An 11,011-nucleotide genomic window follows, 5' to 3' on the forward strand; every position below is an offset into this window, starting at 1 on the left:
GGTGGAATGGCAATGATCGGAGGATTTGCAATAGTAATCATGTCCGGCTTTGGCTACCTGGCCGAAGTTCTCAGAGAAATTAGTGCCGAATAATCGAATAGAGGAATCCTTCGAGAGAGCTTGCCGAACTTAATCGAGTTGGCCCGCCTTCGGCGGTTTTCCTCTCAATCGGTTTCTGCTGCTCTCTCTCAGTCAATCGTTGCACACAGCTAATGGATGGGACCGCAGGAGGTGGGTGGGGGAAGCGTAGTGATCTCGACGAGGCCGACGACCCCCATTGAGGAGGCCGTCGGCCTCGACCATCTGTGTAAAATTGGTAGATCGCCGACTCGATACTTCGACCCGACTGGGTGGGTGGTCGGGTGGGACAGATTCCAGCATAATTAGGCTTATTTCGAGATCGAGGCCATCGGGCAACCCTCAAAATCGACTGACATCCAAGAGGAAGGAGACATGATCGAGAAACAGAAATTAGCGACCAATACTCGATCTAAGCATTGGCAAATTATCTGTTTCTTGTCATTGTTTCCCGGAAATTTGGGTGCATTCTAAACAGCGAGGACACACGCGCAGGCGCGCATGGACTTTGAAGCGACCCCCCGGGGGGTTAGACCCAGGTTAGACCCGGGGAAAACCCTATTATTCTAACGCTCATGTAAGATTTGTCGTCGTTCGGGGGTTGCCAAAGAAACGGCGACATATAAGAATCCGATCACTATGATCGAAACAATAACAACGGTGATCGAGACAAGTCCAGAACTGATCATCGGAATGGTCATGGGGCTTTTCGTCCTCTACCCGATGGCGAGTATATCGGACAAAACGCTCGGTCAACCACGAAAGGAAGGTAAATACGACGAAAAACGAGAGACGAAAGTGAAAAAACTATATTTCAGATTGGGAGTTCTGTCGATTATTATTGTCGTCGGTTATGCGGCTACAAAAGTAGGATTAGTATAGAGAACGAGATCACACTATTCAGCAGGACCTCGCTCCTGGAGGAGATTGAGAAGACCGCACCAGTCGGTCACGTTCGAGAACAACTCAGCACGGAGATCCCACGACCACGGCGCGGCGTCATCGGGATCGTACTCCGACTGTGCAGCCTCGATCGGTTGCACCTCACCAGCGAACAGCGGATCAGCCGGCTCGTCCGATTCAGCAGGCCAGGAATCATAGAACTCGGCTTTCTCTTTGGCTGTCTTCCACAGCGCGAGCGTCGTCAATCGCTTGGCCTCGGGGTGGAGATCCTTCCCGGTGTGGGCGATCACGGCAGTCGTCCAGACACCGATCTTGGCGAAGCGTTTCGCTGCGGGCGTCCACTGCGAGGCAATCTCGTAGTTGTTCGTTCGAGCGTCGAAGTGCGTCGACGCCTCGTCGATCACAACAGCCTTCGGTTGCTCACGATGTTCGAGCAGCGTCACCATCAGATCGTGCATCGACGTGACGACGTGATCGGCCCGAGACCACGAGGCCGCATTCGTGACGACGAGGAGATCGTCGGGGACGTCCTCGACGAGGCCGCCCGCGCGATCAGCCAGTTCGATCAGCTTGAACGCCGAGTTGGTTTTCCCGGTGTTGGGGTTGCCGGCGATCGACACCCAGGAGGGTGCGCCGCCGTTTTGCAGCTGGTCAAGCAACGACACCACCAGCGAGATCGAAGAGCCGTCGAGATCCTGCTCGGTGATTCCGACCAGGTGCGACGCGACACCAGCGAGTTCGTCCTGAACAGCACGAGTTCCAGCATCAGTCTCGATTTTCGAGAGAACGGTTTCACCGAGACGAGTCTCCGCAAACGAGTTTTCGAGATCGAGGCTTTCGCAGAACGACAGGACCGAGCGGTCAGCCTCATCGGTAACGATACCAGTATGCGGGTGCATCCGGTGGTCGCGTTCGATGTTGCCCTGGACGACCTCGCGGAGTTTCGCCAGGGTCAGCAGGTTCTCGTCCACCTCACTCATCGGCAGGAGCCTCCTGGAAGTCGTCGGGGAGATCGTCGCCGACCTGCTCGGCGACATCCCTGGCATCAGCATCATCATCGAGATTCGATTCGATCTCTGTTTCGAGATCGTACTGTTCGATCGCTTCGGAGATCGCGGCGTCGAGGCCGTCGCCGTGATCGGGCAGGGTGCCGTCCTCGAAGGTGTCGATGACCGATCGGACAGCCTCGCGAGTGGCCGACCGGACGATCGTGAACGCCTGGGTTTCGATCGCAAAGCCTCGCTTCGCGTCATCTTCCAACTGTCCGCGGCACTCGTCAACCTTGGACAGCGCGCGGAGCAGGTCGCGGTCAGATAGCGTCCCTCGCCAGGTTCCAGTAGCTTCGAGTTCGTCGCGGTCGAACTCAACAGCGCAGTACATCGGTTCTTTGGTGACTTCGAACTGATGGAGCTGCCCTTTGGTCACTTCGAGATCCGACCAGTCAGCAGGCGGGAGTCTCCAGATGCCAGCATTGTCGCTAAGGCCAAGCACGACCAGCCAGCGGTCAGTTGTGGAGTACAGCCAAGAGACGATCGGGCGAGCGATAAGCGCGCCTGTCGGGACCGAGAGGAACAACGCAAAGGCAGCTACCTTCGCGTTTTGGCCGATGACGATTTTCGGGAAGCCATTGAGCCAGACGTAGCCGATCGCACCGAGCAGGCCGATCGAGAGGAACACACCGATGAACAGCCGGTAGGCTACGACGAGTTCAAGCCAGTGCGGGCGGGACTCAGAGGTATCAGTATCGGGCGTCATGCGACTTTCTCAACTCCTTTGCGACCACCGCGAAGTTTGAACCACGACACGAGAACGAAGGCTATGAAGCCACCAGAGAAGCCAGCAGCACCGGACACCTGGGCGGTGGCCCAGGTGGCAGGCCGGTCGAAGATCGAGGTATCCGGGGACCCGACTTGGACGAGCTTACCATTACCATTATCAACTGACTGGGGTGTGGTGAGGCCAACGGCAGCTACACCTTTCTCCTTGGTAGCATCCACAGCAATCTCAGTCCGGTCGCCAGGGAGCAGTCGGACCTGGGTAAAGCCGATCGTCGCAGTACCCGACGAATCGAGACTCGCCCGTTCGGAGACGGTGGCCGTGGTCGGCGTCGAGCCGCGCCAGGTGACATCGAGGACGACCTGGCCGTCAGAATACCAGTAGTCGTGTATCACGAGATCGCCCAACTGGTCCGTGACCTGGGTTGCGTTGGGGGTGGCCGTTTCAGTCGAGTTGCCAGGCGAGTCAGGGGCCGCAGTGACCGGGCCAGCCAGGACGAGCAGGACGACGACGACCAGGGCGGCAGTTAGCAGGCGGTACTGTCGGGGTGTGTTTTTGTGGATCATAAATGGGGGGAACGGGGTTGGTTAGTTGGTCGCGGCGTTCAGGATCGCACCAAGGACCGGTATGCCGACAACCACAGCAATAGCAGACTCAACGACCCCGAGGCCAGGGAGCGTCGGTATCGACGGAAGGCCAGGAATACCGGGCAACGCAAGACCGGAGTTCTTCGCGTCCTCGTAGCGTTTGATTAGCTCCTCCTGTTGGTCAATGATCTTTTGCCACTCCTCGTCGCTCATGTAGTTGTCATCGGTCTGTGGCTCACGATTCTGCTGGATCGTGACCGACGACGACTCGCCTTCGATCTCCGTGACCTTGAACGGCTGTTGGACGATCATCGTCTGGTAGGTCTGAGGGTTGCCACCCTCGTAGACACGACGAACGCGGTCAACGTCGGTGATGAGGGTTTCAAGTTGGCCGGACAGGTCAACAGCCCAGTACGTGTTGCCGCTATCGTCGGTTTCCTCGGAGAATTCTTTGGCGAGTACGTTGGCCGTCTCACCCGCAGTGGTTTCGATGGCGTAGCCGTAGCTCTCTCCGAGATCGAAGCCATTCTGCATCGTCGGGTCCTCGGTAAATCGGATCTCGCCGCCCTGGATCCCGTAAGACGAGTCCCAGGCCGTCCACTCTTCGATGTATGTGCCGGGCCGGAACGCCAGATACCACGTCTCATAAAGCGGGTTGCCATCCTGGTCAGTGGCGGCCGGGTCGATCTCCGTGCCGGCGGAGAGCGAGGAGACGTTGGTCGTGTCCGTCGTCGCGAGATACCCTTTGACCGTGATGTCGTCATCGAGCAGTTGGACCGTGGCCTCCTGGTCATAATCGCCGGGCACGTTCATCGCTACGAGATCGCCGATCGCCTGGGCGCGGTCGGCATCCTGGGCAACCATGTTGCTCATGTCCGCCGCGCTCAGGTACTCGTCCGGACTCAATTCGCCGGTTTGGATCTTGTCGTAGGTGTTATCGACCCACAGCGTCACGTTGTCGATGACATCCTGGCGGGTGGTTTGGATGGACGACCAAACGGCATTCCAGTCAGAGTGGGGCAACACCTTGATCGTCTCATTGTACGTCCATTCCATTTCTGGATAAACAGTGCCAGATTGGGAAGTTTGAGAGATTCGAGCTGCACTACTTCCCAACGGAGTCCACCAGACGGCGCCACCGCCACCACCAAACGATACCGAGGCATACATTCTCTCAAGCGTGAATGTCTCAGTATTCGAGAGAGTAACGTCTTCCTCAGATTCGGACCACGACCAACCCTTGAAGGAATAATAATCTGTATTAGTACTCTTGGAAGTGTTCGGTGGCTGAGTAACGCTATTGATGCCAGTATCCTGGTGGTTCTGGATCGACGTGGCGATACCCATCCATTCTCGAACCGACTCATTCCAACTCTTGAGAAGGTTTTTCTCAACAGTTGCGAAATGGTCGTTAACGGCCTTCTTGCCTGCATTGATCGTCGCGTCCTTGGTAGCACCGTTTTTAATCTCATCTAAGGCCGCTAATTTCGCCTCGCTGAATGCCGCTTCGGGAATGTACTTGATGATGTTCTGGTTATCGACGAACGTGGACTGGTTGACACTCTTGCGCTTTTTGATCGCTTGATAGGATTGCGTTTTGAGTGTCTCAGGCCCGAGGCCGTCTGGCGGGTCGTCAGACGACATCGCACTAACCAGAGCGCCAGTGGACCAGGTGATAGCCGCGCCACCGATAACTACCGCAGTAAGTCCCGCAATTGCATTTGCCTCGCCGGTCGGACTGATCCCATCGAGATCGAGGGGGCCGACCTCCGATCCGGAGAGGACGGCCCCGCCAGCGGCCGCGCCAGCGCCGGCTTTGAGGAACGTTCGGCGGTTCATCGAGGGCGGGTTAGTACTCATCGTACCACCTCGTATAGGCGAAGCCAGCGCCACCGAGTACGAGAACGCCGACAGCAGCCAGGACGAGCGGGTCATCACTGGCGGTAAAGCCAGTTCCGAGCAGGCCGCCGCCTGCACCTCCGGCAGTGGTCGAGACGTAGACCGACTGGTATTCGGAGGCCGGGGCGATCGAAACGGATACCGTATAGTCGCCCTCAGTCAGCCCAGCAGACTCGTTGTACTCAACGAATTGGAGTGTACCAGACTCATCAGCAGTATAGTTCAGCGTCTCCGTGAACTCAGTGACGCCCGTAGCGTTCTCGACGGCAATTTCGCCAGTAGCGTTTTCGTCGCCAACAAACTCAGCATCGACAACCACCGACTCGTTTTGGAGATCGTCAATGGTGAGATCCAACGTCTTTTCGAGCGAGACAGACGCGATCGAGACGTTTGCTGCATCGGGCGACTCGACAACGAGATCGAGCGTCGAACCGGCATCAGCAGACGCCGGATCGAGGGTGACAGTCACGGGACTCGCCGAGGAGTTCCCAGACACTGTTTCAGTCGCATGGAGCGACTCGCCTTCGAGAAGTTCGACCGTGGCATCAGTTGAGGCGGAGAAGTTAAGAGACACTTCGACCGACTGTGCGTCAGGAGCATCGACAGTGACGTTTTGGGTTGCGACGGATGCAGCGGATGCACTCATGGCGATCATGCCGATCGCCAGGACGAGAGCGAAGCCGAGGCACGTAATACCGACGCCAGCACGCACGTGACGGGGGAGGCTGTTCAGCATGTTAGCCCTCGAAGATCAATTGCGTGAGGCCAGTGGACTGGATGACGAACGCGACGATACTGCCAAGCGAGTTCTGGATGATAAGATCGTTCATCAGGGGGACGAACGGTGGCGACAGGACGAGCCACCCAACGGCGATTGCCATCCATATTTGCGTGCCCGACATGAACGACAACGACAGGTCGTTGGTCACCAGGACGGCAACGACAGCGACGAGCATCAGGAACGTCCCGATCGTGAACTGGGTTGTGTAGCCGTCAGCAGCGAACGTATAGAGGGTGTCCTGTAGTCCGATCCCGAACAGATCGAACGTCAGCCAGCCGAACGATCCGATGGACCCAAACACGAACAGGCCCAAAAAGACCATATCGAAGTAGTCGAAGGTGTGCCGTGCCATTCGTTAGGCCTCCTTGACCGCGAGTTCGAAGTTTCGCACTTCGTCGCCGTCGAGGTCGTAGGTCTCGTCACACCAGACAGCGAGTTCCTCGCCGCGAGGCGAGCCAGCTTCGTCGAGGGCGGCGTCGATGCCCTGGGTAGACCACATGGCGACGAGGTCGCCCTCGTCGTGATCGCCGTACGGTTGGGTTAGTTTGATCTCCAGAACCGTCGAGTCGTATTCGCCGCGATCAGGTTTGATCGCGAGCAAGTTACCCTGGACGAGATCGCCGACTTCCGGGCGATCAATCCAGTCGGTATCGTAGTCGTCAGAGTCGTTGTTTCCGGGCTGTTCGACAGTCGTGAACCCTTCCGGGGGTTCGGCTTCTTCGGTTGCCATACTGCATATGAGAAATATATCTAGAGTGTTTTAACTAGAATAGCGTTACACGTCACTACTGCATACCGCTCGCTCGCTCCGGGCGCTCCGCTCTCGGCGCCACAAACAACGAGGCGTCGATCGCTCCGCTTGGATCGCCGTGCTCGTCACGATCTCGACCACGCTTCGCTTTCGCCTCGGTCGCGGTCCCCGTTCGGCGATCTGGAGCTCCGCGCGTTTCACTCTCAGTCGGATCGAGACACCGCTCGCGCTCTCGCTCCTAAAGGTCGCTCGGTCTCTCACACTCCCTCGGCGGATTTCCATCTCGCCGCTCCCTCGGCTCAGGCCGAAATCACTGCGCGCGGCTTGGGTGTACTGGCTCCGGCGCAAGCGCCGTCGCCCCGCTCGCTCGCTGGTTCGTGGCTCATCAACCGTAGACTTGCGAGTTCGAAGTTCACAGTACATCTATTCCATATTGAACAATTCTCGTAGCGCATGCAAGATACAAGGCGCGTATCGGTCACTTATCTTTCGAGAAGCAGGGGGTAGACGGGTTAGTGGACGTTAGTTGTTTGTGTGTCATATTCGGTTATGTACTCGGCCGTGGAAAGGTTATATAGAAGGCCTCCTGCAAGTTTTTGCCATGAGTATTTTCAGTTCAATACTGTCGGGCGCAATTGGGGGGTTGCTTGCAACCTCACTTGGTACGATTGTTGTTCAAAGAATCAATCGCCCTGAGTTAGAATTCAAAGAGGGCATCATCAAGAAGGGGTCGTCACCTTACGATGAAAGGGCTGAAACTGCGGAATATGACGTTCAGATTCAAAACACTGGCCGATCTGTGGCTACCAACTGCAAGCCTCGGGTCAACCTCGAAGGAATTCACGACACAACAATCGAAGAACCGTTCATGACCGAAAGCGGCTATGAGTCTGAAGAAGTGGATATTTCTAAAAAATACATCATATCAATCATTCCTGAGTGGGATGAGCAAAACTCTCCAAACCGTATTGACATAAACCAGGAAGAATATGCGCAGTTTCGTCTATTTAAGGCTGCTAGGGAGTCTGTTGGTCCCCATGACCACAATAAGATAAGATTTGGTACAGTCTTACCTGAAGATGAAATGGAAGAGAAAGACAGAATCTATTCTCAACCGGTCCGTGTAGAAACACCCTCTCATCGCATGAATACTGAGCCGCAAGTCTCATTTAAATCGTCAATAGATCGAGAGACGTTCCATGAAATAGATTGGAGGACGAGGAAGATTGTAGTAACTTCAGCTAATTCAAAGAAACTTGAAGCCGAGGTCGATCTGAAGTGGGAGAGCGGAAACCTCCCGGAGATAATGTTACAATAGCATCTGAACTCAGCCGCATAAATCAGAATTCGAAGAGCAAACTCCACCAATTCTTTGTGCTAAATAGATCCTCTATATCTTGCACGCTGTTTCTGTCAAGAGTTGATACTATCGATCCCTCGATGAGGTGATGAACTTGCACGTCGAGACTTGAAGCACCAGTTAGTTACTCCAGGCATCGGCGACAGGTGGCGGACGGTCACCAGTTGTATGCAACGCCACGTCGCCATCGTCACCGAACACCTCTTCTTCAACAACGTCGTGGCGGACCCGTCGAGACGGTGCAGACGGCATATCTTCCCAGTGGTACGTCCCGATGTGTTCGACGCGGGCAAGCGATGACCCGAGTTCCTGGCGTTCCTCGAGGGCCGAAACGTCGGCCTCGATCACCGCGTCGCGCACGATCGGCGAGAGGTACGACCGGGCGCGGTCGCGGTCGAAGTCAGGATACAGGGCATGGCCGTCATCAGCACCTTCAGCGTGGACGAGCAGCGAGGTTTCGGTGGCGTCACGGACGCCGCGACGTATATCAGCACGGTCAGCATCGAGCTTTATTTCCTGCCGGATACGACGCGAGGGCGTCCAGAATCGGCGTTCTGTGGCCCAATACAGCGCGAGTTTCCACCACGCGCTTTTGCCATCAGCATCGAGCGGGTCCCAGTCGGGATCGTTCAGTGACTCATTATTTTGCAATAACCCGTATGTTTGCGAGACGTATTTGCCAATATAGCTGCCAGCGGTCTTCTGCATCGGGTTTTCGTCCTTGCCGTCGAAGTCGATTTGGCCGTCCTCCTGGTGCCAGCGAACGCGGTCTTCTATCCACTCTTGGGAGTGGTCGTGGTCGCCGTAGCGATACCACGAGACGAAGCCAGATTCAGCGTTGAAGCGAGCACCGTCGAGATCGTCCAAGTCGTCGCGGTAGACGAGCGGGTACAGGTCAACTATCCTACCCTGGCCGGTCAGGTTCTCAGTGTCGTTGTTCCAGTGTTCCCGTAGGGCGTTTTTGTCGCACAGCCAGGGCATTCCGTCATCACAACGGGGCGGGTCGAAAAACAGGACGTGCAGGTGTGGGTAGCCTTTCGATGTAAACTCAAGGACTTTGACGTATTCCAGCTTTTCTCCAGGTCTACCGTCCTTTTCGGAGCGTTTGAGCCAGTTGGTCAGGTAGTGGAAGTTCTCATTTATTTCCTCAATGGCGTCGAGCAGGGTATCGAACTTCTTGGGGTCAGTGGTCAGCGTGGCAAAGACGGCGGTATCAGCACGTTCGTAGCCCCATTCCAGGGAGTCTTGCAGCATAGCGAAGGCCTTGTCTACGCGGCCCTGGTCGTTGAAGCGGGTTGCGAACGGTTTGGTCATCCGACGCTTCTGGTAGCCAGCGCGGTCAGCTAGATGCACGTCGAACGCCAGGCGGTAGTCGTCAATCCGTTGGATGTAACGACGCAGCGAGGAAGCCAGGTGTTGTTTTTGCGACTCGGTGAGAGCTAAACCAGCTTCAGCGGGCGTCTGAAGCATTTTGAGGCAAAACTCTTTGTCGTAAACGAGGTCCGAGTTTTCCTGGGCCGGATCACTTGTGCCTTCTGAAATCAAGTCAAGAAGGGAAAGTGACGGCGCGACAAGCCGGCCTCCGGTTTCACCGTCGTTCAGCGGCGTTGTACGGACGAGATCGGTGTTCTCACGCAGGTCGTTGACGTAGCGGTTCAGGAACTGGTAATCATCGTCAGAGCCGTCCAGGGCCGTCCAGCCGTCGTCAGTGTAGGCTTTCCGGGACCACTCATCATGTCGTTCGTAGGCGTCGCCGCTCAAGTCCTCGAAACCGTAGTAACTGTTCGGATTCTGACCTTTCAGCACCCAGTGGCATAGGGCCGACTGGCGCACACCCTCTGGATGCTGGGCCAAAAACCGCAGGACTCGAACGCGGTCGCTGTTGCGATCGGTCAGCGTGGCAGGGTCACGCTGGCCGTAGGCCATCAGGCCGCGTTCCGCGAGATGGTCCACCAGACTGGTGGGGTTGTTACAACTCGCGGAGCTACCCGCGAGTGCCGGCATTAGGCGCGTTCGGTGTCCTCAATCGCCTCGATCGCAGTCCGAACCTGGACGTCGGTAGCACCCTCAGATTCCGGGAGCGGATACGGACCACGGACCTGATTCAGCACGTCGACGATCTCCGGGCACGCCACGCACAACGGAACGTAGATCGTCATTCGTCGATCACTCCCGGACGAGCACGGTACTTCCCGCGGTCGAGTTTGTTCACCTCGCCGCGAGCACGAAGCGTTGATAAAGCATTTTGGACCGCACCACGAGAACGACCGATGTTTTCAGCAATTATAGACGGCGACAGGATGATCGGATTGGCCTGCATGAAGCTGTAAACCTCAGCTTCGGTCGGAGTTCGATCAGTCATCAGCGACACCTCCGAGGTTCCGCTCGCGGTGTTCCCAACGGGGTTGCACTTCGACTGATTCCGGCGTATCGATCGCCGGGATCAGCTCGTCGCCGACCTCGAGGGGAGCTGCCGGAACGTCTACGTCGAGACCGAGCCACTCGGAAAGGGCGAGATGATGAACGTCAGTATAGTCCGCAAAGACCTCGTGAGGATCAGCACCACCGACAATCGCGCAGAGATGGTGGACGTAGATCGTGTCGTACCGTCCACCAGCTTCGTCGCGAGCGAAGTGGTATCCGAGGCCTGTTGTCGAGACGGCAGGCACGCGAGATCGAGATTTAGACATCCCGATCACCTCTGTCGATTAGCAAAATCACCCGAGAGCGTCGGGGGCCGTCAAGCAACTTGACGAACTCCGAAAAGCGAGTTTTTCTCGATTTTGCTGAGACCGTTGAAACCGTGTCCGTAAGGAGTTCTAAAGAAGTATTAGTTTCAGCTTCAGAACCGCAGGTTTCTGCACGGGCACGGTGGG

At 56.5% G+C, this 11,011-nt stretch carries 12 protein-coding genes and 1 tRNA gene (1 of these 13 cut by a window edge); 1 reads left to right on the forward strand and 12 read right to left on the reverse strand.

The window, feature by feature from the left end; translation table 11 throughout:
• Window positions 1–974: 974 nt before the first annotated feature.
• The 7 genes from HZR20_RS13755 to HZR20_RS13785 are packed head-to-tail and all read right to left on the reverse strand — an operon-like array spanning window position 975 to window position 6,754.
• The gene (locus HZR20_RS13755) at window positions 975–1,961 is read right to left on the reverse strand and encodes a hypothetical protein (RefSeq protein WP_181687317.1); all 987 of its coding nucleotides are present in this window, start codon (window positions 1,959–1,961) and stop codon (window positions 975–977) included.
• Window positions 1,954–2,736 carry a hypothetical protein gene (locus HZR20_RS13760; RefSeq protein WP_181687318.1) on the reverse strand — a complete coding sequence of 261 codons (783 nt, stop codon included), beginning with the start codon at window positions 2,734–2,736 and terminating at the stop codon, window positions 1,954–1,956. Before HZR20_RS13760 ends, HZR20_RS13755 begins: the two co-directional genes overlap by 8 nt.
• Window positions 2,733–3,323 carry a hypothetical protein gene (locus HZR20_RS13765; protein WP_181687319.1) on the reverse strand — a complete coding sequence of 197 codons (591 nt, stop codon included), beginning with the start codon at window positions 3,321–3,323 and terminating at the stop codon, window positions 2,733–2,735. The genes HZR20_RS13760 and HZR20_RS13765 overlap by 4 nt, the downstream gene beginning before the upstream one ends.
• Before the next feature lie 21 nt (window positions 3,324–3,344).
• The gene (locus tag HZR20_RS13770) at window positions 3,345–5,204 is read right to left on the reverse strand and encodes a twin-arginine translocation signal domain-containing protein (RefSeq protein WP_181687320.1); all 1,860 of its coding nucleotides are present in this window, start codon (window positions 5,202–5,204) and stop codon (window positions 3,345–3,347) included.
• Window positions 5,194–5,979, reverse strand: coding sequence for a hypothetical protein (locus tag HZR20_RS13775; protein ID WP_181687321.1), 786 nt, complete (start codon window positions 5,977–5,979; stop codon window positions 5,194–5,196). Before HZR20_RS13775 ends, HZR20_RS13770 begins: the two co-directional genes overlap by 11 nt.
• 1 nt (window position 5,980) lies before the next feature.
• On the reverse strand, window positions 5,981–6,376 hold the full coding sequence (locus HZR20_RS13780; protein ID WP_181687322.1) for a hypothetical protein: 396 nt from the start codon (window positions 6,374–6,376) through the stop codon (window positions 5,981–5,983).
• Window positions 6,377–6,379: 3 nt separating this feature from the next.
• Window positions 6,380–6,754 carry a hypothetical protein gene (locus tag HZR20_RS13785; RefSeq protein ID WP_181687323.1) on the reverse strand — a complete coding sequence of 125 codons (375 nt, stop codon included), beginning with the start codon at window positions 6,752–6,754 and terminating at the stop codon, window positions 6,380–6,382.
• Window positions 6,755–7,376: 622 nt separating this feature from the next.
• Here HZR20_RS13785 and HZR20_RS13790 point away from each other — a divergent pair.
• On the forward strand, window positions 7,377–8,093 hold the full coding sequence (locus HZR20_RS13790; RefSeq protein WP_181687324.1) for a hypothetical protein: 717 nt from the start codon (window positions 7,377–7,379) through the stop codon (window positions 8,091–8,093).
• A 162-nt stretch (window positions 8,094–8,255) separates the two neighbouring features.
• Here the strand turns inward: HZR20_RS13790 and HZR20_RS13795 are convergent, their stop codons facing one another.
• From HZR20_RS13795 to HZR20_RS13815, 5 genes are all read right to left on the reverse strand, one after another.
• A complete protein-coding gene (locus HZR20_RS13795) occupies window positions 8,256–10,088 on the reverse strand; it encodes a rolling circle replication-associated protein (RefSeq protein WP_181687325.1) in 1,833 nt (610 codons plus the stop codon).
• 50 nt (window positions 10,089–10,138) lie between these two features.
• Window positions 10,139–10,294, reverse strand: coding sequence for a hypothetical protein (locus HZR20_RS13800; RefSeq protein WP_181687326.1), 156 nt, complete (start codon window positions 10,292–10,294; stop codon window positions 10,139–10,141).
• Window positions 10,291–10,497 carry a hypothetical protein gene (locus HZR20_RS13805; RefSeq protein ID WP_181687327.1) on the reverse strand — a complete coding sequence of 69 codons (207 nt, stop codon included), beginning with the start codon at window positions 10,495–10,497 and terminating at the stop codon, window positions 10,291–10,293. Before HZR20_RS13805 ends, HZR20_RS13800 begins: the two co-directional genes overlap by 4 nt.
• A complete protein-coding gene (locus HZR20_RS13810) occupies window positions 10,490–10,804 on the reverse strand; it encodes a hypothetical protein (protein WP_181687328.1) in 315 nt (104 codons plus the stop codon). The genes HZR20_RS13805 and HZR20_RS13810 overlap by 8 nt, the downstream gene beginning before the upstream one ends.
• A gap of 194 nt (window positions 10,805–10,998) precedes the next feature.
• A tRNA-Arg gene (locus HZR20_RS13815) sits at window positions 10,999–11,011 on the reverse strand; it runs 72 nt beyond the window's last position.

Origin of the sequence: Halorhabdus salina, assembly GCF_013839425.1 — an archaeon.
Taxonomy (GTDB): Archaea; Halobacteriota; Halobacteria; order Halobacteriales; family Haloarculaceae; genus Halorhabdus; species Halorhabdus salina.